Source organism: Streptomyces sp. NPDC007164 (genome assembly GCF_040634135.1).
Classification (GTDB): domain Bacteria; phylum Actinomycetota; class Actinomycetes; order Streptomycetales; family Streptomycetaceae; genus Streptomyces; species Streptomyces sanglieri.
The window spans coordinates 87,197-111,725 of record NZ_JBEYFB010000003.1 but is presented as its reverse complement, the minus strand read 5'-3'; the positions used below and the strand labels follow the sequence as shown (position 1 = coordinate 111,725).

At 71.3% G+C, this 24,529-nt stretch carries 18 protein-coding genes and 1 pseudogene; 9 read left to right on the top strand and 10 right to left on the bottom strand.

The window, feature by feature from the left end:
* Window positions 1-30 precede the first annotated feature (30 nt).
* Window positions 31-3,576 (top strand): thiol reductant ABC exporter subunit CydD, encoded by a 3,546-nt coding sequence (gene cydD / locus ABZ622_RS07105; RefSeq protein WP_360541202.1) that lies wholly within the window; start codon window positions 31-33, stop codon window positions 3,574-3,576.
* Window positions 3,577-3,633: 57 nt separating this feature from the next.
* Entirely contained in the window at window positions 3,634-5,340 is a 1,707-nt protein-coding gene (locus ABZ622_RS07100; RefSeq protein WP_360541200.1) for a GAF domain-containing protein, read from the top strand.
* Window positions 5,341-5,444: 104 nt separating this feature from the next.
* Here ABZ622_RS07100 and ABZ622_RS07095 read toward each other — a convergent pair whose 3' ends face one another.
* From ABZ622_RS07095 to ABZ622_RS07075, 5 genes are all read right to left on the bottom strand, one after another.
* Entirely contained in the window at window positions 5,445-6,311 is an 867-nt protein-coding gene (locus tag ABZ622_RS07095) for a Cof-type HAD-IIB family hydrolase (protein ID WP_360541198.1), read from the bottom strand.
* Between the two features lie 120 nt (window positions 6,312-6,431).
* Window positions 6,432-7,331, bottom strand: coding sequence for an LLM class flavin-dependent oxidoreductase (locus ABZ622_RS07090; RefSeq protein WP_360541196.1), 900 nt, complete (start codon window positions 7,329-7,331; stop codon window positions 6,432-6,434).
* Window positions 7,332-7,572: 241 nt separating this feature from the next.
* Window positions 7,573-8,808: an SWIM zinc finger family protein gene (locus tag ABZ622_RS07085; RefSeq protein ID WP_360541194.1), complete on the bottom strand. Its 1,236-nt coding sequence runs from the start codon at window positions 8,806-8,808 to the stop codon at window positions 7,573-7,575.
* Window positions 8,805-11,678 carry a DEAD/DEAH box helicase gene (locus ABZ622_RS07080; RefSeq protein WP_360541192.1) on the bottom strand — a complete coding sequence of 958 codons (2,874 nt, stop codon included), beginning with the start codon at window positions 11,676-11,678 and terminating at the stop codon, window positions 8,805-8,807. Before ABZ622_RS07080 ends, ABZ622_RS07085 begins: the two co-directional genes overlap by 4 nt.
* 94 nt (window positions 11,679-11,772) lie before the next feature.
* Window positions 11,773-14,019, bottom strand: a complete 2,247-nt coding sequence (locus tag ABZ622_RS07075) for a plasmid pRiA4b ORF-3 family protein (protein WP_360541190.1) — start codon at window positions 14,017-14,019, stop codon at window positions 11,773-11,775.
* 232 nt (window positions 14,020-14,251) lie between these two features.
* Here ABZ622_RS07075 and ABZ622_RS07070 point away from each other — a divergent pair, with 232 nt between their 5' ends.
* Entirely contained in the window at window positions 14,252-14,500 is a 249-nt protein-coding gene (locus ABZ622_RS07070; RefSeq protein WP_360541188.1) for a hypothetical protein, read from the top strand.
* Window positions 14,497-14,897, top strand: a pseudogene (locus tag ABZ622_RS07065) (DNA-binding protein). Before ABZ622_RS07070 ends, ABZ622_RS07065 begins: the two are co-directional and overlap by 4 nt.
* Window positions 14,898-14,948: 51 nt before the next feature.
* Here the strand turns inward: ABZ622_RS07065 and ABZ622_RS07060 are convergent.
* The 5 genes from ABZ622_RS07060 to ABZ622_RS07040 all read right to left on the bottom strand — a co-directional run bounded on the left by ABZ622_RS07060 (window position 14,949) and on the right by ABZ622_RS07040 (window position 19,595).
* Window positions 14,949-15,194: an LLM class flavin-dependent oxidoreductase gene (locus ABZ622_RS07060; protein ID WP_360541186.1), complete on the bottom strand. Its 246-nt coding sequence runs from the start codon at window positions 15,192-15,194 to the stop codon at window positions 14,949-14,951.
* An 84-nt stretch (window positions 15,195-15,278) separates the two neighbouring features.
* Entirely contained in the window at window positions 15,279-15,821 is a 543-nt protein-coding gene (locus ABZ622_RS07055) for an RNA 2'-phosphotransferase (RefSeq protein WP_360541184.1), read from the bottom strand.
* Window positions 15,822-15,991: 170 nt separating this feature from the next.
* The gene (locus ABZ622_RS07050) at window positions 15,992-16,969 is read right to left on the bottom strand and encodes a MerR family transcriptional regulator (RefSeq protein WP_360541182.1); all 978 of its coding nucleotides are present in this window, start codon (window positions 16,967-16,969) and stop codon (window positions 15,992-15,994) included.
* On the bottom strand, window positions 16,966-18,747 hold the full coding sequence (locus ABZ622_RS07045) for an SDR family oxidoreductase (RefSeq protein ID WP_360541180.1): 1,782 nt from the start codon (window positions 18,745-18,747) through the stop codon (window positions 16,966-16,968). Before ABZ622_RS07045 ends, ABZ622_RS07050 begins: the two co-directional genes overlap by 4 nt.
* The gene (locus tag ABZ622_RS07040; RefSeq protein ID WP_360541178.1) at window positions 18,744-19,595 is read right to left on the bottom strand and encodes a M24 family metallopeptidase; all 852 of its coding nucleotides are present in this window, start codon (window positions 19,593-19,595) and stop codon (window positions 18,744-18,746) included. Before ABZ622_RS07040 ends, ABZ622_RS07045 begins: the two co-directional genes overlap by 4 nt.
* Before the next feature lie 358 nt (window positions 19,596-19,953).
* Here ABZ622_RS07040 and ABZ622_RS07035 point away from each other — a divergent pair, with 358 nt between their 5' ends.
* The 5 genes from ABZ622_RS07035 to ABZ622_RS07015 all read left to right on the top strand — a co-directional run bounded on the left by ABZ622_RS07035 (window position 19,954) and on the right by ABZ622_RS07015 (window position 24,494).
* Complete coding sequence (locus tag ABZ622_RS07035; RefSeq protein WP_360541640.1) at window positions 19,954-20,943, top strand: ABC transporter ATP-binding protein; 990 nt, start codon at window positions 19,954-19,956, stop codon at window positions 20,941-20,943.
* On the top strand, window positions 20,933-21,841 hold the full coding sequence (locus ABZ622_RS07030; protein ID WP_360541176.1) for an ABC transporter permease: 909 nt from the start codon (window positions 20,933-20,935) through the stop codon (window positions 21,839-21,841). Before ABZ622_RS07035 ends, ABZ622_RS07030 begins: the two co-directional genes overlap by 11 nt.
* Window positions 21,838-22,749: an ABC transporter ATP-binding protein gene (locus ABZ622_RS07025; protein WP_360541174.1), complete on the top strand. Its 912-nt coding sequence runs from the start codon at window positions 21,838-21,840 to the stop codon at window positions 22,747-22,749. Before ABZ622_RS07030 ends, ABZ622_RS07025 begins: the two co-directional genes overlap by 4 nt.
* Window positions 22,750-22,779: 30 nt before the next feature.
* A complete protein-coding gene (locus tag ABZ622_RS07020; RefSeq protein ID WP_360541172.1) occupies window positions 22,780-23,499 on the top strand; it encodes an ABC transporter permease in 720 nt (239 codons plus the stop codon).
* Window positions 23,500-23,795: 296 nt separating this feature from the next.
* On the top strand, window positions 23,796-24,494 hold the full coding sequence (locus tag ABZ622_RS07015) for a hypothetical protein (protein WP_360541170.1): 699 nt from the start codon (window positions 23,796-23,798) through the stop codon (window positions 24,492-24,494).
* The last annotated feature ends 35 nt before the right edge of the window (window positions 24,495-24,529 follow it).

The window sequence follows — 24,529 nt, the reverse complement described above, 5'->3', positions numbered from 1 at the left end:
GACGACCGAGCTCGATAGGGGCTGTTTCACGTGAAACCGATCGACCCGCGTCTGCTCCGCCACGCCCGCGCCACCCGCCTCTTCCTGGCAGCCGTGGTGGCGCTCGGAGTTTTCGGGGCGGCGCTGGTCATCGCCCAGGCCATGCTCATCGCCGAAGTGGTGGTGGGCGGGTTCGAGGACGGACTGACGGTCTCCGGGCTGAGGACCCCGCTGGTGCTGCTCGCCGCGGTCGCGCTCGGCCGGGGCCTGGTCGCCTGGCTGACCGAACTGGCCGCGTACCGGGCCAGCGCGGCGGTCAAGTCGGAACTCCGCGGCCGGCTGCTGGAGCGGGCCGCGTCGCTCGGTCCCGGCTGGCTGAGCGGTCAGCGGACCGGTTCCCTGGTGGCGCTCGCCACCCGTGGTGTCGACGCGCTCGACGACTACTTCGCACGCTATCTGCCGCAGCTCGGACTCGCGGTGGTCGTGCCGGTGGCGGTCCTGGCCAGGATCGTCACCGAGGACTGGGTCTCGGCGGCGATCATCGTGGTCACGCTGCCGCTCATCCCGCTCTTCATGATTCTTATCGGCTGGGCCACCCAGTCGCGGATGGACCGCCAGTGGCGGCTGCTGTCCCGGCTCTCCGGACACTTCCTCGACGTGGTCGCCGGGCTGCCGACGCTGAAGGTCTTCGGACGTGCCAAGGCACAGGCCGAGTCCATCCGTACGATCACCTCGCAGTACCGCCGGGCCACGCTGCGCACCCTGCGGATCGCGTTCCTGTCGTCCTTCGCCCTGGAGCTGCTGGCGACACTGTCGGTGGCCCTGGTGGCCGTCACCATCGGCATGCGGCTGGTCCACGGCGAACTCGACCTCTACACCGGCCTGGTGGTGCTGATCCTGGCGCCCGAGGCCTATCTGCCGATCCGCCAGGTCGGGGCGCAGTACCACGCGGCAGCCGAGGGACTCTCGGCCGCCGAGGAGATCTTCGCGGTCCTGGAGACCGAGCCCCGGCAGGCCGGCACGGCGGATGTACCCGCCTCGCTCCGGCTGGAGCTGGAAGGGGTGACCGTACGGCACGAGGGCCGCACCGAGCCTTCGCTGAACGAGGCCTCACTGGTGGTGGACGAGGGGGAGACGGTGGCCCTGGTCGGCCCCAGCGGCGTCGGGAAGTCCACCCTGCTCGACGTGGTCCTCGGGTTCACGGCACCCGACGAGGGACGGGTACGGATCGGCGGCGCCGATCTGGCGACGCTCGCCCCCGAGCGCTGGCGGGAACGGATCGCCTGGGTGCCGCAGCGCCCGTACCTCTTCGCGGGCACCATCGCGGAGAACGTACGGCTGGCCCGGCCGGACGCCGACGACAGCGCGGTCGCGGCCGCGTTGCGGGACGCCGGGGCACACGACTTCGTGGCGGAACTGCCGGACGGGGCACGGACACTCATCGGCGAGGACGGCGCGGGCCTCTCCGCCGGACAGCGCCAGCGGCTCGCCCTGGCGCGGGCCTTCCTCGCCGACCGCCCGCTGCTGCTGCTCGACGAACCGACCGCGAGCCTGGACGGCGAGACGGAGGCGGGGATCGTCGAGGCGGTACGGCGGCTGGCCGTGGGCCGGACCGTGCTGCTGGTCGTGCACCGCCCGGCGCTGCTCTCGGTGGCCGACCGGGTGGTGACCCTGGAGCCGGGCGCGACCGTGCGGCCGGCCGGGGCCGAGCCGTCCGCAGCCGTACCGCGGCCGACGAGCGCACCCTCCACCCCCGCCGGAGCGACGCCGGAACCCGAGGCGCTGCGGGAGACCGCAGCCCGCTCCGGCCGGGTCCTGGCGCGGGTCAGGGAGGCCGCCGGGGCGCAGCGCGGCCGACTGGCACTCGCGCTGTTGCTGGGCAGCCTCGCCCTGGGCTCGGCCGTAGGCCTGATGGCCGTCTCCGGCTGGCTGATCTCCCGCGCCTCCGAGCAGCCCCCGGTGCTCTATCTGATGGTCGCGGTGACCGCGACCCGCGCCTTCGGGCTCGGGCGGGCCGTCTTCCGTTACGCCGAGCGTCTGGTGTCGCACGACGCGGTGCTCAAGATGCTCGCCGAACTGCGCGTCGCGGTCTACCGGGGGCTGGAGCGCGTCGCGCCCGCCGGACTCCGCCGCACCCGGCGCGGGGACCTGCTCTCCCGGCTCGTCGCCGATGTCGACGCCCTGCAGGACTACTGGCTGCGCTGGCTGCTGCCCGCCGCGACCGCCGTGGTCGTCGGGACGGCGGCCGCCGGGTTCGTCGGCTGGCTGCTGCCGGCGGCGGGCGCGGTGCTGGCCGCCGGGCTGCTGCTGGCCGGGGTGGGAGTGCCGCTGGTCAGCAACGCCTGCTCCCGCCACACGGAACGCCGGCTCGCCCCCGCACGCGCCGATCTGGCCACCCGGATCACGGACCTGCTCGGCGGGACCGCCGAACTGACCGTCGCGGGTGCCCTGCCCGCCCGTGCGGAACGCACCCGGGAGGCCGACGGCGTGCTGACCCGGATCGCCGCCCGCGCGGCCACCGCCACCGCGCTCGGCGGCGGCCTCATCGCCCTCGTCGCCGGCCTCACCGTCGTCGCCACCGCACTCGTCGCCCTTCCCGCCGTGTACGACGGCCGGCTCGCGGGCGTGGAACTCGCGGTGGTGGTGCTCACCCCGCTGGCCGCCTTCGAGGCCGTGACGGGGCTGCCGCTCGCCGTGCAGTACCGCCGCAGGGTCGAGCGGAGCGCGGAGCGGGTGTACGAGGTGCTGGACGCCCCGCTGCCCGTGCACGAGCCCGAGAGCCCGGCCGAGGCGCCCGCGTCGCCCTTCCCGCTGGAGGTACGGGGACTGTCCGCGCGGTACGCCGGAGCGGAGCGGGACGCCCTCGACGGCGTCGACCTGACGTTGACGGCGGGCCGGCGGATCGCCGTCGTCGGGCCGTCCGGCTCCGGCAAGACGACCCTCGCCCAGGTCCTGGTCCGCTTCCTGGACGCACGGGCCGGGACGTACCTGATCGGCGGCGTCGAGGCCGGTGCGCTGGAGGGGGACACGGTCCGGCGGTTCGTCGGGCTGTGTGCCCAGGACGCCCATGTCTTCGACAGCTCCATCCGGGAGAACCTGCGGCTGGCCCGTACCGGCGCGACGGAGGAGGAACTGCGGGAGGCGCTCGGCCGCGCCCGGCTGCTCGACTGGGCCGACGCCCTGCCGGACGGGCTCGACACCCTCGTCGGTGAACACGGCGCACGCCTCTCCGGCGGCCAGCGCCAACGCCTCGCCCTGGCCAGGGCGATCCTCGCCGACTTCCCCGTACTCGTCCTGGACGAACCCGCCGAGCATCTCGACCTGGCGACCGCGGACGCCCTGACCGCGGACCTGCTGGCCGCCACCGAGGGACGCACGACCGTCCTGATCACCCATCGCCTGCAAGGTCTCGAAGCCGTCGACGAGGTGCTGGTGCTCGACGGGGGCCGGGTCGTCCAGCGCGGCCCGTACGCCGACCTCGCCGCCGGAGAAGGCCCTCTGCGCCGGATGCTGGAACGCGAACGCGAGACCACGACGCGGGTACCTGAACGGAAGGCCGCACGAGCAGCCGGGGAAGCCGTGGGCGTGCCCGCGTGAGCCGGGCGGCCCGGCGGCCGACTTTCCTCCCTAATCGGGACTAACTACTCTCGGGGTATGCCGGAGCAGGACCCGAAGGACTCACTCGAAGCGGCTACCCGGGCGACCCGCAGCCTGCAGGGCCTGTCCACCGAGATCACCGCCCGCATCCCGCAGCTGCTGGAGGCCATGCGCTCCGTCGGCGCGGGCCTGGAGCTGCACTCCACCCTCGACCGGATCTGCGAGACGGCCGCCGAACTCGCCCACTCCCGCTATGCCGCCATCGGAGTCGTCGACGAGGAGGGCGAGGGGCTCTCCGACTTCGTCACCTACGGGGTGCCGGACGAGGTGGCGGACGAGATCGGCCGCCGCCCCGACGGGCACCGGGGGCTGCTGGGCGCGCTGATCCACGACCCGGCGCCGGTGCGGCTCGCCGATCTGACGGCCGATCCGAGGTTCGCCGGCTTCCCGCCCGGCCACCCCCCGATGCGGACCTTCCTGGGCGTCCCGATACGGGTGCAGGGGGAGATCTTCGGGAACCTCTATCTGGCCGAGAAGGACGACGACGGCGAGTTCAACGACTACGACCTGCACATGGTGCGGGTGCTCGCCACCGAGGCCGGGATCGCCATCGGCAACGCCCGGCTGTACGAGGCGGCACGCCAGCGCGAGCGGTGGATCGACGGATCGGTGGCCGTGACCACCGCGCTGCTCTCCGGCGGGGACGCCGACGACGCGCTCTCCGTCGTCGCCGAACAGGCCCGTCGCCTCGCCGACTCCGCCGCAGGGATCGTGCTGCTGCCCACCGAGGACGGCGGGCTGGAAATCGTCGCCGTCTCCGCCGACGACCCCACCTCCTCGCTCGGGGTGATCATCGGGCCCGAGAGCTCGGTCGCGGTGAAACTGCTGGGCGGTGAGGCGGTCTTCGTGGACGATTCGGCCACCGACGCCCGCATGGTTACCAGGCTGGCCCCTCGGTACGGCCCGAGCATGCTGCTGCCCCTGCACAGCGGTGGGCGGGTGCTCGGCGCGCTCGCCACGCCCCGCGCCCGGGGCGGCCGGCCGTTCACGGAGACCGAGCGGACCCTCGCCACCCAGTTCGCCTCGCAGGCGGCGCTCGCGCTGATGATGGCCGAGGCACAGCGGGACCGGGAGCGGCTGGCGGTCTACGAGGACCGGGACCGGATCGCCCGTGATCTGCACGATCTGGTCATCCAGCGGCTGTTCGCCACCGGAATGATGCTGGAGAGCGCCCAGCGACGGTCGGTGGTGCCCGAGGTGCAGACCGGGATCGGCCAGGCGGTCGACGAACTGGACGTGACCATCCAGGAGATCCGTACCGCGATCTTCGCGCTCCAGCAGGAACCCGCCGAGGCGCCGTCCGGGCTGCGCACCCGGGTCCTGCGCGAGATCAACATGGCGGCGGTCCCGCTGGGTTTCAAGCCCTCGCACCGCTTCCTCGGCCCGGTCGACGCGCTGGTCGGCGAGCTCACCGGCAAGAACCTGATCGCGGCGCTGCGGGAGGCGCTGTCCAACGCCTTCCGGCACGCCGAGGCGTCGCTCATCGACGTGGTCGTCGACGCGACCGCCACGCTGCCCGACGGGAGGGACGCGGTGCGGCTGTCGGTCGCCGACGACGGGGTGGGCATCCCCGAGGGCGGCCGGCGCAGCGGACTGCGGAACCTGGCCCGCCGGGCGGAGTCGCTCGGCGGTGCGAGCTGGTTCGGACCCGGGATCGGGGAGGAGGGGGGCGGTACGACCGTGGTGTGGGAGGTGCCCCTCTGAGGCGCCCCTCTGAGGCGCCTTCCGGGGCAGCCGTCCGAGGCGCTTGTCAGGGGCGCTTCCCCGGGGGGTGCCCAGGGGCGGCTGTCCGGGAAGGCCCTCGGGGCTCAGCGCCCGGTGTCGCCGGTCCGGTGCGCGGCGATGATCTGCTCGATGACGACCGCGACGCCGTCCTCGCCGTTGGTGGTGGTCCGGCCGGAGGCGGCGGCGAGTGCGGCCGGGTGGGCGTTGCCCATCGCGTACGAGGTGCCCGCCCAGCTCAGCATCTCCACGTCGTTGGGCATGTCCCCGAAGGCGACGACCTCGGCGGGCGAGATGCCGCGCTCGGCGCAGCAGAGCTCCAGCGTGCTGGCCTTGGAGACCCCCGGACCGCTGATCTCCAGCAGGGCCGTGGGGCTGGACCGGGTGAAGGCGGCCCGGTCGCCGGCCGTCGTACGGGCCAGGGTGAGGAAGTCGTCCGGGGCCAGCTCGGCGTGGTGGGCGAGGAGCTTCAGCACGGGGACACCGGTGCCGGGCGACTCCTCGTGCAGCAGCTTCTCGGCGACGGCGACCGTGGCGCCCGGGTCCAGGTGGAACGGCGGGTAGTCCGGTTCGTAGTGGATGCCGGTGGCCAGCTCGACGGCGAAGGTGGTGCCCGGGGCCGCGGCGCGCAGGGTGCGGACGACATCGAGGGCGATGGCGCGCTCCAGCGGCCGGACCTCGACCAGCTTGCCGCCGGCGTGCAGATCGGCGACCGCCGCGCCGTTGGCGCAGATCGCCAGGCCGTGGCCGTGCACATGGTCGCTGACGACACCCATCCAGCGGGCCGGACGTCCGGTGACGAAGAAGACCTCGATACCGGCCTCCTCGGCAGCGGCCAGCGCGGCGACGGTGCGGTCGGAGACCGTCTTGTCGTCGCGGAGCAGGGTGCCGTCCAGGTCGGTGGCGATCAGCCGGACAGCGGCAGGCGAGGGCGAGTCGGTAGCTGAGGTCACCCGTCCATTCTCGCGTACGAGGGTGCACGGTCGTGCGGAGGGGCGCACATCTGAGGATGCGCGCCCCTGACCAGGGGAACATGCCTGGTGCATATGCCAACGGTTCCAGTGGCGGGTGGATCAGTGGCTGAGCTGGCCCAGGGCCTCGGTGGCGATGCGCTCGAAGACCTTCTCGTCCGTCGCGAAGTCGGAGTCGGGGATCGGGTCGTGGATGACGATCTCGGTGATACCGAGCGCGAAGTGGGTGCCCGCGAAGTCCACGAAGGCGTCGAGCGACTGGAACGGGTCGCCCGGGGTGAATCCGGTCAGCAGGATCTTGTCCAGCCCGGCGGCATCGCGGCCGATGGACTCGCAGGCGGCGCTCACCTTGGTGACCTGTCCGCGGATGGCCTCCACGGACTGCTCCGGCGTACCCGTCCCGTACAGCTTCGGGTCGCCCGTGGTGACCCAGGCCTGCCCGTACCGGGCGGCGAGCCTCATCCCGCGCGGGCCGGTGGCGGCCACCGCGAACGGCAGCCGGGGCCGCTGCACACAGCCGGGGATGTTCCGCGCCTCGTTCGCCGAGTAGAACGCGCCCTCGTAGGTCACCGAGGGCTCACGCAGCAGCTGGTCGAGCAGCGGTACGAACTCCTCGAAGTGGTCGGCGCGTTCGCGCGGCGTCCACGGTTCCTCGTCGCTCCGGCGCAGTGTCGTGGCGTCGAAGCCGTCGCCGCCGGCGCCGATGCCGAGGGTGATGCGCCCGTCGGAGACGTCGTCGAGCGTGATGAGGTCCTTGGCGAGGGTGACGGGGTGCCGGAAGTTGGGGGAGGTCACGAGCGTTCCCAAACGGATACGCTCGGTTGATGCGGCGGCAGCGGTAAGGGTGGGTACGGCACCGAACCAGGGCTGGTCACGGAAGCTCCGCCACGACAGGTGGTCATAGGTGTAGGCGGCGTGGAAGTCGAGTTCCTCGGCTCGCTGCCACACTTTCTTCCCCTTGGTCCAGGGGTAGATCGGAAGGATCACGGTGCTCAGACGCATGGGCAGAGCCTACGCGGCGGCCGAAGGTCGCCATCCTCACGTCCGACGTCGACGACTTGTCCCGGTTGTGCGGCAGCAAGGTCCGGCTCGTCGGCCTCTGACCGCAGTACTGTCCCGAAGTCGGTCACCGGAGTCCGCAGGAGCAGGGTGCCGGTCGGTTTCGCAGGTCAGCGCATGATGCATGAACGAGGCGCGAGTGACGCGGACCTGTGCCCCACCGCCCGCGGGCCTGTCGTTCGTGTCACGCCTCGGTCTGCTGCCAGACCGAGGTGAGCGCTGTGACCGGGTCGGTATCGGCCGGTGCCGCGGGCCACCATTCGCCGTCGTCATCCTGGAGGTAGGGGTACCAGCAGGTGTCGGGGCCCAGGCGCAGCTGGATGCCGTGGTCGGTGAGGGTGAGGCGGTTGCGCCAGGTCCGGAGAGGGCCGGGTGTGGTGGTCATCTCGGTGAGGGCTGTGGTCAGAGTGGCGCGGGCGGCCGACATCGTCGCCGGGGCTGGGGTGTGGGGTTGTTCGGCGACGGTGAGGCCCGTCGTGCTGCCGTGGCGCCAGGCGCGGGTGAGGCGGGCGAACTCGGTCGGTCTGGTGCCGGTGTTCACGATCAGGTGGTGGAACCACTCGGGGCCGGGGCTGCACGCGGCGATCCGTACCGTGTCCTGGTGCTGGGTCAGGTACAGGTCGGTGGTGTCACCCGCGAGGAGCCGTACGGCGCGTGAGGCGGTGTCGGCTACGAGGTGCTCCAGATCCGTGGAGGTTAGGCCGCTGCCGGGTGGTGGGGCTACGGGCAGGGTCGCGGTGTGGGCGGCCGGTGCGGGGAGTTCCGGCAGCCCGGGGGCGTGTTCGGCCCAGTCGGTGTACGCGGCGGAGGCCGGGACGCCGGTCGGGGCCGGCGGGCTCGCTGCCTGCCGGGGCACCGTACGGCGTGTGCGCAGCTGGGCGAGGACCTCCTCGCGGCCTCGGCCGCGCAGCGCGAAGAGCACGAACGGGTCGGCGTCGATGGCGGCGGCGATGGCGTAGCAGAGCGCGGCGGCGTGTTTGCAGGGGTATCCCCAGTCGGGGCAGGAGCAGTCCGGGTCGAGTTCGGTGGGCTGAGGGAGAAGGGGGACGCCCGCCTGGCGGGCGTCGTCGACGAGTTCGGCGGGCATCTCGCCGTCGAGGAGCGCCGCCAGATGCCCGGCACGGGCCGCGACGGTGTCGAGCAGGGTGTCCCACTGGGCGTCGGTGAGGACGGGCAGACGGACCGAGGAGCGGTACGGGCTCGGCCGGCTGCCCTGGACGGCGGCCTTGACCCGGCCCGGGGCGACATCGGCTGGGCCGACCTTGCCCTGACGGGCGTAGGTACGTCCGCGGGACAGGCGTCCGGCGTCCAGGGTGGAGTCCTCCAGGGCCGTCACCCACGCCTGGCCCCACCAAGTCGTGGCGAAGGCACGCTTGCCGCGGGCGGGTGCGCGGCGCTGGCCGGGGAGTGCGCGGGTCATGTCTGCCTTCCCAGGGCGACGAGTTCGGTGAGTTCGGCGTCGGACAGCTCGGTCAGGGCGGCCTCGCCGGAGCCGACGACGGCGTCGGCGAGCGTGCGCTTGGACTCCAGCAGCTGCGCCACTTTGTCCTCTACGGTGCCCTCCGCGATGAGCTTGTGCACCTGGACGGGCCTGTCCTGGCCGATGCGGTAGGCGCGGTCGGTGGCCTGGTCCTCGACCGCAGGGTTCCACCAGCGGTCGTAGTGCACGACGTGGGTGGCGCGGGTGAGGTTGAGTCCCGTGCCCGCCGCCTTCAGCGACAGCAGGAACACCGGTACCTCACCGCGCTGGAAGCGCTCCACCATCTCCTCGCGCCGAGCGACGGGGGTGCCGCCGTGCAGGAAAAGGGTGGGGGTGCCGCGTTCGGCGAGGTGTTTCTCCAGGAGGGTCGCCATCTGCTTGTACTGGGTGAAGACCAGCACCGACTCGCCCTCGGCGGTGATGGTGCCGAGCAGCTCGTCGAGCAGGTCGAGCTTGCCGGAGCGGCCGCCAAGCGGCGTGGACTGGCGCAGGTACTGGGCGGGGTGGTTGCAGATCTGTTTCAGCCCGGTCAGCAGCTTGAGCACCAGACCGCGGCGGGCGATGCCCTCGGATTCCTCGATCTGCGCCATGGTCTCGCGGACCACTGCCTCGTAGAGGCCCGCCTGTTCGGCAGTCAGCGCCACGACCCGCTCGGTCTCGGTCTTGGCCGGCAGCTCGGGCGCGATTCCCGGGTCGGACTTCCTGCGGCGCAGCAGGAAAGGGCGCACGAGACGGGACAGGCGTTCGGCGGCCTCGGGGGCCTCGCCCGACTCGATGGCGCGGGCGTGCCGGTCTCGGAAGGCCGCGAGGGGGCCGAGGAGCCCCGGAGTGGTCCAGTCGAGGAGCGCCCACAGCTCGGAGAGGTTGTTCTCCACGGGCGTGCCGGTGAGGGCGACGCGGGCGCGGGCGGGCAGGGCGCGCAGCTCGCGGGCGGTGACGGCGTAGGGGTTCTTGACGTGCTGCGCCTCGTCCGCGGCGATCAGCGACCAGTCGGTCCCGGCGAGGGCTTCGCGGTCGCGGCGCAGCACCCCGTAGGTGACCAGGACGATCTCGTCGCCGGCCAGGTCGTCGAGGTGGCGCTCGCCGCCGTGGTAGCGGCGCACGGGAGTGGACGGCGCGAACCGGGCCGCCTCGCGCTCCCAGTTGCCGAGCAGGGAGGCCGGGCAGACGACGAGGGTGGGGCCGGCGGTCGCGGGGTCGGTCCGGCGGTGCAGATGCAGGGCGAGAAGGGTGATGGTCTTGCCCAGGCCCATGTCGTCGGCGAGGCAGCCGCCGAGGCCGAGCTCGCACATCTCGGCCAGCCAGGCGAGGCCCCGCCGCTGGTAGTCGCGCAACATGGCTTTGAGCGCGGCGGGCTGCGGGGCGGGAGTACGTGACTCGGGATCGCGGATACGGGCGACGAGGTCGCCGAGCGCGCCGACCGCCTCACAGGGGATCTGCTCGCCGTCCCTTTCCACCTCTCCGGTCAGCGTGGCGCTCAGCGCCTCCATGGGCGTGAGCGGTTCCATCCGGCGGCGCCTGACGCGGGCCACCAGCTTCGGGTCGGCGACCACCCACTGGTCACGCAGCCGGACCAGAGGGCGGCGCGTCTCGGCGAGGGCGTCCATCTCGGCCTCGGTGAGCGGCTCGCCGCCGAGCGAGATCTGCCAGCGGAAGTCGAGGAGTGCGTCGGCGCCGAGGAGTCCGCCCGCACTGGAGCCGGGGGCGGTGCGCTGCCCGATCTCCGCGGTCGCGGTGAGTGCCTTGACCAGCTCACGCGGCCAGTGCACGTCGATGCTGGCCGAACGCAGTGTGTCGGTGGCGTCGCCCAGCAGGTCGAGGGCCTCGTCGTCGGACAGGCGGAGTTCGTCGGGAGCGGCGTCCCTCAGCAGCCGCTGAAGCGGAGGCCAGGCGCGGGCTCCGCGGCGCAGCGCCAGCAGCGTCTCGGTCTCGGCGCGCGGGCCGAGCAGCCGTTCCACCTCGTCCGGCTCGCTCCACAGCCGGGCGGCCTCGACGACGAGCCCCGGATCCGTCGCGGTGTGCAGCTGCGGCACGGCCCGGAACATTCGGCGCCGTCCCTCCGGGGGGTCGACGCGCAAGGAGACGCCGACATCGGCGGTGAACGCGGCGGCGGTCTCCTCGGCCCACTCGCGCAGGGCGGGTACGGCACGCGTCTCGCGCCAGGCGTACGGCAGCGCCCCCATGGCGAGCGGCGCGGCCGGGGTGCGGGCCAGGTCGTCGGCGACCGCGTCGCAGAACTGGCGTACCAGCGCGGCGGGTTCGGCGATCCGCACCGGAGGGGGGCCGGGCTCGGGCAGACAGTGGGCGTGGGGCGGGAACGCGGCGGCGAGGGCGTCCAGGGTCTGACGCTGGGCGGCGGTGTAAGGCCCCGCCTGCCAGGTGTCGTAGCCGGCGGGGGTGAGGGCGGGGTGGAGGCGGCCGTCGGCGAGCAGCCGGAGCGCGAGGCGGGCGGCGGCCTGCCAGGCGGCGGCGGACGGATTCGGTGGCTGCGCCCCGGTCAGGGCGGCGACGGCGAGGGCGGCGGGCAGCGCGTGGCCCGTCACCTTGCGTCGCCTGACCGAACGGCCGTGCGGCAGCACCAGTTCCACCGTGTCGGTCTCGACGCCGGTGGGTGCCGTGTCCCCGGCGGCGGCCGCCCCGGCGGGCTGCCACAGCAGCAGTCGGCCGAGGCGGGCGGGCTCCCCGGGCAGGAACACCGCCGCCCAGCCGTTGTCGAGCAGGCCCCGCGCCCAGGAGGCCGACTCAGGTGCCGCCAGCGGCAGCACACTCCTGTGGCCCGTGCCCGACTCCCAGGCGACGACTCGTGCCACCTTCCTCAACTCCATCCTTCTGTGAGCGAGCCGCACCGTGCCTCGCTCATCACCACGTACCCGTCGTTCTCCGGTGAGTTCCGCCGCCCCGCCGTCACCGGCGGGAGCGCGCCTTGTTTGCCGCGGTGCGGATACGTTTGGCCAGCCGCTTGTCGACGTCGCGCAGGCTCTCGCCCAGCTCGGCAAGCACCCGGGCGGTGGCCGGGTGCTCCACTCGCCAAAGGTCGTCCACCCGCTGTTCGAGCACCTCTGGTGCCACGTTCGGGTTCTCCTGGAAGCCCAGGAGCAGCTCCTCGTCCTCCTGGGCACCGACGAAGAGCGAGAGACCGTCGATGAACAGCCACAACCGGGCCTGCTCCGCGCGCGCCGCATCCGCGTACGCGTCCGCCTCAGGGCGTGCGCCCAGGGCCGCGGCGGCCACCTGGCGGCATCCCTCGACGTCGGAGTCCGCCGCCTTGCGCAGCACGCGCAGTGCTCGCGAGTCGTCGAGTTCGGCCAGCACCGGCTGGACCACGGCGCGTCTGGCCGCGATGTCGAGGCCGTCGCCCGCACAGGCGTCGAGCAGTCCCACCGCGGCGTCGGCCGCGGAACGGTGCTTCAGCCACCCTTCGACCTCTTGGCGCGTCTCCTCGGGGGAGTAGCCCAGAAGGCCCTGGAGGAGGGTGTCTGCGTCGGCTTCGGCGTACTCGCCGAGCAGCGGTGCGAGCGCACCGCATTCCATCAGGTGGGCGCGCAGCCCGTGGCGGCCGAGCGGGGTGAGCCGCATGCGGTCCCCGTTCTCGTGGTCCCACGGCCGGCCCGACGCGTCCGACCAGGCGTCCGAACCGGCGAGCCCGCGCCCGCTGACGGCGTTCAAGGGCGTGGCCAGGAGATCCTCGGCCGCGACGACATCGTGGTCACCGGGCACGAACTCCACCGCGCCCAGGTGGGCGAGCTCTTCCGTCAGGTCCCGGAAGGCCGTCGCGAACAAGGCCAGGAGGAAATCGAGCTCGGGCCCTTCAGCACCCGCCTCTCGGGCTTTCGCCCGCAGGTCGTCGATCTCCACCCAGGCGCCGTCCAGGGCGTCGTACAACTGCCCGATCAGCGCGTCGGCGATCTCGGCCGACAGCTCGCCCAGCTCGCCGAGCGGTTCGTCCAGTACCCCCGTCTCGTCGATCTCCTCCAGCAAGTCGCCCAGGGTGATGGACCAGAGCTCCAGAAGATTCTCGCCGGCGAAGTCGGCCGTCTCGCCGCCCCAGGCGCGGCCCCCGCTGATCGTGATCAGCCCGCGGTTCACGGCGAAACTCCACGGCTCGTCGAGAACGTCCACGTCCTTGGCGCTGCGCAGCGCCTTCAACGCACGGGCCCGGGCGGCGGCCTCGGCGTACGGCGAGGCCTCGTCGGCGAACTCCCATAGCCGGAGCTCCTCGACGGCCTCACGGGCGAGCGCGGGCCGCAGCACCCGGCTCGCGGTGACCTGCCGTCCCTCGCGACACCAGGTGGTGAGCCGCAGCGCCGAATCGAAGAGCGGCACATCCCGCACGGCCGCCGCGAGATCCTCCCGCGGAGCCAGGGTGACCGGGCGCAGCACGGGCGTACTCGCGACCGGTCCGTCGACTCCGGGGCCGACCGGGCCGCCCGGCCCTCGGCAGTGCCCGCAGGCGCACGATGCCGTGTCCTCGGCAGCCGGCTGTCCCCCACCGCCGCGCCCGGCCCGGGTACCGGCCGGCGGCTTCGTCGTGCCGGGCACCGTGTCCGGCGTCAAACGGGCCAGCCGCTCAGCGATCCCGTTCCGGGGGAAGGCTGCCGGGTCGTAGCCGGCCGACCGCAGCTCGGCGACCAGCTCGTCGTACGGGCCGTCTCCCGCCCTGCCGGGTACTTCGAGGCGTGCCAGTACCTCGCCCAGGCCCCACACCCCGCCGATGTCCTCAGCCGGTACGTCGGCACGACGGCCGCCGACGCAGCGCACCGCTCGCTCCGCGCCGACCGGTCGCGGCAGTGTCTTCTCCAGCGTGATCCGGTGCTCCCAGTCGTCGCCGAAGTCGTAGACATAGCGCAGCCGCGCCCCGTCCTCGGGCAGAACATCACCGAGCGCGGTGGCGTGTTGGTCACTGCTGCCGGGACCGAAGCCGGGACCGATGTCGCTGAGCCGGGCCGCGTCGCCGTACACCCGGCCGGACTCGTCGGTGAAGAGGTGCAGATGGCCGCCCTGCCAGCCGAAGGCGGCCTGGACGGCGTCGTGCAGGGTGCGAAGAGAGGTGTCGGACGGCAGTACGAGGCGCCGCCACAGAGGCGGCTGGGTGCCGTGCAGCGCGATCTTCAGCTGGAGATCTGACGGGGCTGCCCCCGTGTCTCGTCGCATCCTTTGTCTCCCACCCGTCCGAGGCCGCTCGAATGGCCCCAGCATGACGGTCGCGTGTGACCCAGCCCAAACCGGATCACTTCGGCTGGGGCCACTTCGGTCGTGGGGGCCCCGGTATCGCTCGCAGCGGATACCCTGCGTCCGCGCACCGACCTCGCGGCCCCGCCATTCGCGGACGCATACCTGGCGGGACGGCAGCCGCGGGGTGCGCATATCGCAGTATGTTCGCGTCATGGCGGATACGACGCGCGTCACGGTGACGCTGCCGACCGAGCAGGTCGCCGAACTGAGGAAGCCCACCGACAACGTTTCCGGTGATGTCGCCGAGGCGGTGGCGCGGCAGTTGCGGCACCAGCTTCTGGGGGCGGACCTGCTGCGCCACCAGGAGGAAAACGGGGCTCTCACCGAGGAGGAGCTGGCGGAGGCCCGTTCCAGGATCTCCGGGACGGCGAGCGCCGACGGGTCGGCGATCGCGGCGTGAACGATCACGCCGAGACCGTGGTCCTGGACTCCCAAGGGCTTTCCGCCTGGATCGCGCAGGACCGCAAGATCCTTGCCGTGTTCCAGGTGTTCCACGCCATGGGGGCCGATTTCGTCATCGACGCCAACACCATTGTGGAAGCCAGCCATGCACGCGTGAACATGCCTCGGCTGCGGTGGGCGCTGCCCCGCGTCAAAGTAGAGCCGGTGACCAAGGGCGCGGCGAAAGCGTCCGCGGAACTGCTCAAGGCCGCGGGCCTGCACGGCACAAGTACGCGATCGACGCGACAGTCGCCGAGGTGGCACTGCGCCAGCCGGGGCCGGTGGTCGTATTGACGTCCGACATCGAAGACATGACGCGGCTCTGTGGGGGCCGCGTCCGGCTCATCGGCATCTGAGCGGACGGGCGCAGGTGCCCGTGCGCCGGCCCCGGAGGGAATCCGCCCTGGTCACACCGTGATGGGTGAAAAAGGCTTGACCGAGGTGACGAGGGTGCCCAGGCGGAGACGGTCGGTGACGGCGGCCGCGGCGGTGAGGGTCGGGACCGCGCCGAACCAGGGGCCGTCGCGGAAGGTCCGCCAGGCCAGGTGGTCGTAGGTGTAGGCGGCGTGGAACCCCAGTTCCTCGGCACGCTGCCAGACCTTCCGGCCCTCGCTCCAGCGGTGGATCGGCAGAATCACAGTGCTCAGACGCATGGCTACGACCATACGGGGCTGGAAGCGGATGATCCCGTCCTGTGCGGACGCCGCCTCGGTGCTGCCGGGCGGCCGAGCCGCCGGTCAGCCGCGGAACCGCAGGAACTCGGGTGGTACGGAGGCGGTGAGCCAGACGCCGTTGGCGCTGACGTGGAAGGTGTGGCCGGCGCGGTGCATCGCGCCCGCGTCCACGGGCAGGACCACGGGCCGGCCCCGTCGGGCACCGACCCTGGTCGCCGTCTCGCGGTCGGGCGAGAGGTGGACGTGCGTGCGGTTCATGGGCCGCAGGCCCTCGCTCCGGATCGAGTCCAGCGCATGGCCCACCGTGCCGTGGTAGAGGTACGCGGGCGGTTCGGCCGGCGGCAGACCGAGATCCACCGGGACGGTATGGCCCTGGCTCGCGCGGATCCGGTCGTTCTCGACGGCGAAGCGCTGCTTGTCGTTGACGGCCACGACATGGTCCAGCTCGGCCCGGGTGAGGGGGACGTTGTTGCGGGCCATGGCGCGCAGCAGCGTGTCGATCGGCACCCAGCCGTTCGCGTCGAGCGTGATGCCGATCCGTTCCGGCTGGTGGCGCAGGTGTTTCGAGAGGTACTTGGACACCTTTACGGTGCGTCTTTCATCCATACCGCCAGGGTGCCGGTGACGGTCTCGTCGGCGCATCTCGGTTTCGCCCACGATGTGCTGAAGCAATTCCCGGCCGGGCTGAAGAAATTTTTCGTCCACAGGTTTGATCCACAGTCAACTTGAGTTATCCACAAGCTATTTGGCGATCCTGTGGACAAGTCTAAGTGAAATCAAATGCTTTGATCAACTATGTCTGCCTTGATGATTGATGGGGCAAGTGCCTCCAATGTCCTTGATTGCACCTCGCGTTCCGTGGACGCGGCCACGAACGCGGAGACGTTCTCCGGGCCAACCAGCTGCTGGACTGCCCGGATCGTCTCGGGCGGAAGGTCCACCCGGTGCGTCGCGAGGGCGGGGGAATCCGATCCGAGAGGGGTGTCCGCGCCGAGGTGATGGTGCAGATGGCGGGTCGCGAACATCCGCATCGCGCGGGCGAGTTCGGCATCGACCGTCTGCTGGGCGAGCGGACGCAGTCTGCGCACCATGGCGGCCGCCTCGGCCGCGTCCGTGTCGGTCGGCGGCCGATGACCGAGATAGCGGGCGAAGACGTGCTCGGTGGTGAACTCCAGGAAGCGCGAGGCGATCTGTTCGACCCGGCCTCGAAGTTCCCTCAGATGTCCGGAGATTGCGCCGAGCGGTACGCCGGCCGCGTACAACTCAACGGCCACGGCCAGCTCTTGCGGGCTCGGCACCAGGAACTCGTCGTCCCTGCCCGGAATGAGTTCGAGCACGCCCAGGTCCACCGCTTCGGCGACCGCCTCGTCGTCCGGGGTGCCGCCGAACCTGCGGTTCAGTTCGTCCCGGGTGATCCGGTCGGCCTGTTCGTCCGTCCAGGGGCCGTGCACCTCGGCCACGAGCCCGAGCACCCCGCCCAGACCGCGGCCGGTGTCCCAGGCGTCCAGGAGCTCCTTGATGCTGGCCAGTGTGTAGCCGCGGTCCAGCAGATCGGCGATCTGCCGGAGCCGGGCGAGATGGGTGTCCCGGTACACATTGGCCCGGCCGCGCCGCTCCGGTGTCGGCAGCAGACCGCGGTCCTGGTAGGCGCGGATCGTACGGACCGTGGCCCCGCTCGCGTGCGCCAGGTCCTCGATCCGGTACTCGGCGGCGGATCTCCGGTCCGCCGCCCCCGACTGCCCGGGGCCGCTCACAGCGGCGGCTTCAGCCGGGCGATCCCGCGCAGCGCGCCGGGGCTGAACCGGGACAGGAGGCGGGCGCCGCGGGCCTCCGGGGTCACCGGCACGACGGCCTGGTTGCGCACCACCGCCTTGAGGATCGCGTCGGCCACCCGCTCCGGCGGGTAGTTGCGGAGCCCGTACAGCCGGCTGGTCCGCTTCCGCAGGCGCTTCTCCTCCGCGGCGTCGGCCCCGGCGAAGTGCGTCGTCGCGGTGATGTTCGTGTTGACGATGCCGGGACAGATGGCGCTGACCCCGATCGACCGCTCGGCGAGCTCGGCCCGCAGGCATTCGCTGAGCATCAGCACGGCCGCCTTGGAGGTGCTGTACGCGGGCAGCGCCCGGGAGGGCTGATAGGCGGCGGCGGAGGCAGTGTTGACGATGTGGCCGCCCTGGCCGCGCTCGGCCATCTGCCCGCCGAAGATCCGGCAGCCGTGGATGACACCCCACAGATTGACGTCGAGGACGTTCTTCCAGTCCTCGCTCGTGGTGTCCAGGAAGGAGCCGGACAGGCCGATCCCGGCGTTGTTGACCAGGACGTCGACGATTCCGTACTCGGCGGCGACCTTCTCGGCGAGCTTCTCCATCGCCTGCTCGTTGCTGACGTCGACCTCTTCGCCCCAGGCGGCCGGAGCGCCTATCAGCCGGGCCATCTCGGCCGTCCTGGCCGCGCCCTCCGCGTCCCGGTCCACGGCCACCACCCGGGCGCCCGACTCGGCGAACGCGAAGGCGGTGGCCCGGCCGATGCCGCCGGCCGCGCCCGTCACAAGAACCAGCCGGCCGCCGAACCTGTCCGCGGACGCACCGGTCGGCGCGGTGTCCCGCACCGGACGGCCGTCTTCCTCGGCGGCCTCGTTGGCGGCGACGAACTCACTGATCCAGGAGGCGAGCTGGTCCGGCCTGGTGCGCGGCACCCAGTGCTTGCCGTCGAGAGTGCGGCGTACCAACTGTGGTGCCCAGAGCTCAAGTTGGTCGTACAGCTTCTCCGAGAGGAAGATGTCGCCGGTCGGGGTGATCAGCTGGACCGGCACATGGGCGTAGGCGTCGGTGCGCGGCCGGCTCAGCCGGGCGCGGACGTTGTCGCGGTAGAGCCAGGCGCCGTGCGCCGCGTCGTCGGGCAGTGAGGACGTCGGGTAGTCGCCCGCCGGGACCTTCTCCAGCCGTTCGAGCATCCGAGGCCAACGCTTGCCGAGCGGGCCGCGCCAGGCCAGCTCCGGCAGGACCGGCGTATGCAGCATGTAGACGTACCAGGACTTGGCGCCCTGGCCGAGCAGCTGGCCGACCCGGCGCGGAGTGGGCCGGGCCATCCGCTGCTTGATCCAGTGCCCGAAGTGGTCCAGGGAAGGGCCGGACATCGAGGTGAACGAGGCGATCCGGCCCTCGGTCCGCTTGACCGTGGCGAACTCCCAGGCCTGGACCGACCCCCAGTCGTGCCCGACCAGATGCACCGGCCGGTCAGGGCTCACCGCATCGGCGACGGCCAGGAAGTCGTCGGTGAGCTTCTCCAGGGTGAAGCCGCCGCGCAGCGGCTTCGGGGCCGTGGACCGGCCGTGCCCGCGCACGTCGTACAGCACGACATGCCACTGGTCGGCCAGCTGCTTCGCCACCTCCGTCCAGACTTCCTTGCTGTCCGGGTAGCCGTGCACCAGAACGACCGTGGGCCGCTCCACGTCGCCCAACTCGGCGACGCACAGCTCGATTCCGCCCGTACGCACCCGGCGCTCGCGCGCCCCCGGCAGGTCTCGCAGACTCATGCCGCCACCCTTTCCTCGGCCCAGCGCCGCACATGCGGCAGATCGTCGTCCAGCCAGAAGGCGCTCTGCTCGGGGTCCTTGGAGTCGGTGACCACCAGGATCTCCTCGAACTTGGCGCCCGTGCCGCGGAATCCGAGATGCGGCTCCACCGCCCACAGACCGGGCTGCGGGGAATGGTCGGAGAAGCGGTACGGACTCCACAGCGGCGACCAGCCGTCCCGGTGCCCGTGCAGCGCGTCGCTCATCAGCCCCTTGAGGGACTGGATGCCGAAGCCGAACACCTGCGGGGACCAGCGGCGCTCGGCGACGCGGTCGACCTTGTGGGCCATGACGCCGAAGGGGTAGGCACGATGCCGGTTGGCGTACCCCTGCTTGATCATGAGGCGTTCGACGTTCTCGTATATCTCCCGCAGCGAACGCCGCTCGCGCACCTCGCGCAGTATCAGCTCGCGGTGGGCCTCCAGATCGGCCAGCAGCTTGTCGTGCAGGGGGTTGAGCCCGAGACAGCCGGAGTAGCCGATGTCGGCGGTGAAGCCCTTGTACACCGGGGCCAGGTCGAGGATGAAGGGCATCCCCGGCTCCAGCTTCCGGTTGGTCGGGAAGAACTGGAGGGGCACCTTGAAGCCGGCGAACGCCGTGCGGTCCCCGAACCAGGCGAAGGGGAGGTGGAACCAGTCCCGCACCCCGCGCTCACGCAGCCAGTCGCGCTGCATGCGGGCCGCCTCGCGCTCGGTCACGCCCGGCTCAAGCCGGCCCGCGACCGCCTCCGCGCAGGCGTACGCAAGGCCCTGGACTTCTTTGAACCCCCGCAGTTCCGGGGCGTTTTCGTCCTTCACTGCCGAGGTCATGCCACCGTCCGTTCCCTGCCGTGTGCGGTACGTGCCCGTAACGTGACACTGATGAATGTGACAATGTCCGGCGACTACGTCAAGGGGTGTGCGGAGACCTGTGGACAACTCGGCCGACCACCCCCCCCGGTCACGCTCCCGGCCGCCGTCCCGACCACCCTCCCGGCCACGCTCCCGACTCCCCTCCCGACCGGCTCCGGCCGGCTCCTCATCCTTCGTGGTGGCCCCCTACGGGTCCGTACACCTGGAGTCGGAGGCCGATCCAGCCGCCAGGGCTGACGACTGATGTGGCCCGCGCCACTACCTTCGAACTGTGACTGTGATCGCGACCGAAAGCCTGAGCAAGCGGTTCCCCAGGGTGACCGCGCTTGACCGGCTCTCCTTGGACATCGGCCCCGGTGTGACCGGCCTGGTGGGTTCCAACGGAGCCGGCAAGTCCACATTGATCAAGATCCTGCTGGGTCTGTCCCCCGCCACCGAAGGCCGGGCCGCGGTGCTCGGGCTCGACGTCGCCACCAGTGGCGCCGCCATCCGGGAGCGGGTCGGCTACATGCCCGAGCACGACTGCCTGCCACCGGACGTCTCGGCCACCGAGTTCGTCGTCCACATGGCACGGATGTCCGGACTGCCGCCGACGGCGGCGCGCGAGCGCACCGCCGACACGCTCCGGCACGTGGGTCTGTACGAGGAGCGCTACCGCCCCATCGGCGGCTACTCGACCGGCATGAGGCAGCGGGTGAAGCTGGCGCAGGCGCTGGTCCACGACCCGCAGCTGGTCCTGCTCGACGAACCGACCAACGGCCTCGACCCGGTCGGCCGCGACGAGATGCTCGGGCTGATCCGCCGCGTACACACCGACTTCGGCATCTCGGTCCTGGTCACCTCGCACCTCCTGGGCGAGCTGGAACGCACCTGCGACCACGTCGTCGTCATCGACGGTGGCGCGCTGCTGCGCTCCAGCTCCACCAGCGACTTCACCCAGACCACCGCGACCCTCGCGGTCGAGGTCACCGACAACGACACCCACCCGGACGGCACCGACGCGCTGCGCCAGGTCCTCACCCGGGCCGGCGTGAAGTTCATCGGCCAGGACGGTCTCGACACCCAGGGACTGCCCGGCGCGGGCCACATCCTGCTGGTCGAGGCGGTCGGCGACGAGACGTACGACATCGTGCGCGACAGCGTCGCCGGGCTCGGACTCGGCCTCGTACGGATGGAGCAGCGGCGCCATCACATCGCCGAGGTCTTCCAGACCGAGGGAGCGTCCGAGGCCGCCGGACCCGTACAGCAGCAGGCCGTGCAGCAGCCCGCCGTACAGCAGAAGGGGAGCGGTCGCGATGAGCACTGAGGCCGGGACCGTGACCGGGAGCGACACCTCCCGCATCCACAACATCGGATACCGCTCCTACGACGGCCCGCGGCTGGGCCGTGGCTATGCGCGGCGATCCCTCTACTCGCAGACCCTGCGCGGGGCTTTCGGACTCGGCCGTTCCGCCAAGTCCAAGGTGCTGCCGATGCTGCTCTTCGGTGTGATGTGCGTGATCGCGGCGATCATCGTCGCCGTCGCCATCGCCACCCCCTCGGCGACGGCCCTGCCGACCAAGTACACCGCGTTCGCGATCTATCTCCAGGCCGTGATCGGCCTCTTCCTCGCCGCACAGGCACCGCAGTCGGTCTCCAGGGACCTGCGCTTCAAGAGTGTGTCGCTGTACTTCTCGCGGCCGATCGAACGGGTCGACTACGTCGTGGCCAAGCTGGCCGCCATGGCCTCCGCGCTCCTCATCCTCACCGGAACGCCGCTGCTCATCCTTTATGTGGGCGCGCTCCTCGGGAAGTTCGACTTCGCCGACCAGACCAAGGGATTCGGGCAGGGGCTGGTCTCGGTGGCGCTGCTCTCCGTGCTCTTCTCCGCGCTGGGGCTGGTGATGGCCGCGCTGACACCGCGCCGCGGCTTCGGCGTCGCCGCGGTGATCGCCGTACTGACCATCACCTACGGTGCGGTCTCCACGGTCCAGGCCATCGCCTGGCAGACGGGCTCCGAAGGGGCCGTCGAGTGGCTGGGGCTCTTCTCGCCCATCACGCTGATCGGCGGCGTGCAGAGCGCGTTCCTCGGGGCCGACTCGGCCTTCCCCGGCGGGGCGGTCCCGGGAGCCGGGGTCGGCATGGTCTATCTGATCGTTGTTCTCGCGCTCGTCGCCGGCTCGTACGCCGTACTGATGCGCCGCTACCGGAGGGTCGGGCTGTGACCACCATCGAGATCGACCACACCTCGCGCTGGTTCGGCAACGTGGTCGCCGTCAACGACGTGAGCATGACGGTGGGACCGGGCGTCACCGGTCTGCTCGGGCCCAACGGTGCGGGGAAGTCCACGCTGATCAACATGATGGCCGGATTTCTCGCCCCGTCGACGGGCACGGTCACGCTGGACGGCAAGCCGATCTGGCGGAACGAGGCCGTGTACCGGGAGATCGGGATCGTGCCGGAGCGGGAAGCCATGTACGACTTCCTGACCGGCCGCGAGTTCGTCGTCGCCAACGCGGAACTCCAGGGATTCGGCGACGCGGAGGCGCAGCAGGCACTGGCCACGGTCGAGATGGAGTACGCGCAGGACCGCAAGATCTCGACGTACAGCAAGGGCATGCGCCAGCGCGTGAAGATGGCGTCCGCCCTGGTCCACGAGCCCTCGGTGCTGCTGCTCGACGAGCCGTTCAACGGCATGGACCCGCGCCAGCGGATGCAGCTAATGGAACTGCTGCGACGGATGGGGGCACAGGGCCGTACGGTGCTCTTCTCCTCCCACATCCTCGAAGAGGTCGAGCAGCTCGCCTCCCACATCGAGGTGATCGTGGCGGGACGGCACGCGGCCTCCGGCGACTTCCGCAGGATCCGCCGGCTGATGACGGACCGCCCGCACCGCTATCTCGTACGTTCCAGCGACGACCGGGCCCTCGCCGCCGCGCTGATCGCCGACCCGTCGACGGCCGGCATCGAGGTGGACCGGGGGGAGCAGGCGCTGCTCATCCAGGCGGTCGACTTCGGACGGTTCACCGAGCTGCTGCCGAAGGTCGCGCGTGAGCACGGAATTCGTCTGCTGACCGTTTCGCCGTCCGACGAGTCCCTCGAATCGGTCTTTTCCTATCTCGTAGCGGCCTGAGTAGTGGCCTGAAAGGAGCTGTGAATCGTCATGTACGACCCCACAGTCGCCCGGCTCACCTACCGGGCCCTGCTCGGCCGGCGCCGGGCCGCCATCCTGTTCGTCCTGCCCGTGCTGCTGGTGGTCATCGCCGTCGCGGTACGGATGTTCGCCGGGTCCGATGACCAGGTGGCCTCGGACGTGCTGAGCGGCTTCGCCATCGCCACGATGGTGCCGCTGATCGGTGTGATCGCCGGAACCGGGGCCATCGGTCCCGAGATCGACGACGGATCCATCGTCTACCTGCTGTCCAAGCCGGTGAAGCGGCCGGCGATCATCTTCACCAAGCTGATCGTGGCCATCGCCGTGACGATGGTCTTCTCCGCGCTGCCCACGCTGATCGCGGGCCTGATCCTCAACGGCAACGGCCAGCAGATCGCGGTGGCCTACACCATCGCGGCACTGGTCGCCTCGATCGCGTACAGCGCGCTGTTCCTGCTGCTGGGCACCGTCAGCCGGCACGCGGTCGTCTTCGGCCTCGTCTACGCGCTGGTGTGGGAGGCCCTGTTCGGCTCGCTGGTGCCGGGGGCGCGCACGCTCAGCGTCCAGCAGTGGTCCCTCGCGGTCGCCGAGAAGGTCGGCGGCTCGGGCGCGATCACCTCCGACGTCGGACTGACGACCGCGACCGTCCTGCTGGCGGCGGTCACGGTGGTGGCCACCTGGTACGCGGGCCAGAAGCTGCGCACGCTGAAGCTGGTCGGCGAGGAGTGACTCGCCCTGCCCGCCCCGTCAACCCTCGCCTTCCGGGCGGGGGTTGACGTATTTCGGACAGTCGTACGCGTAACTGTACGGTTATCGGTTCGTTGAGCACGCTGCGTGGAGGCAACTGGAATCCGTGGCGTCGTGGCTTTCGTGAAAAAGGGATTGCCGACGCCGGCGAGGCAGGGTCCGCCGGGTCGGTCATTGAGTGAGTGGCAACCGTGAGCGTCCTCCGCCCCTCAGGCCCGGGACAGGGCTGCCCGTCGGCGGTTTCACGAACCGCCGTTCCACGACCGGAAGGCATGCCCATGCCCACAGAAGTCGCCCTGCTCGAATCGCGTGCGCTGCGCGTGGAGCAGATGGAGCGTGTCGATGTCCTCGACAAGGTCAAGAGCCTTGTCATGCTCCCGGACGGGATTCACCTTCGTACAGAGGATGTGGCTCGCTACTTCGAAGTATCCACAACCGCCGTCAGAAGGCTCACCGACCGCCATCAGGACGAGCTGATGGAAAACGGGATGCGGGTGCTGCGCGGCGCTGACCTGCGCTCCTTCCATAGCGACATGATGTCGCTATGGACTGGGAAGGTGCCGGAAAGTTATCCACAGGCGGCGACCCAGCTCAGGGTCTACACCCGCAGGACCGTTCTCAACGTCGCGATGCTTCTTCGCGACAGCGACATCGCCCGCTGTGTACGTACCTACCTGCTCGACGCCGAGCAGGATCTGCGGGCCGGCTACGCCTCGCTCGAACACCGCGTCACCCGGGTGGAGAGCTGCCTCGCCGGGGTCGGCAGCGCACTGCAGGAGCTCGGACCGGTCCTCAACCGGATGTCGCACCGGCTCGACAGCCTCGACCGGAGGCTGGACGTCACCCATCAGGTCGTCGGCGCCATGAGCGTACGGCTGGGCCACATGTCCGAGGACATCGTCCGGATCGACGGCAGGATGGATGAACTCACCCGCAGCCTGAAGGATCTGGGCCGCCGCAGTAACAAGCAGCGCTGATCCGGCGGGAGTTCGCGGCCTTCGGCGCTGCCCGC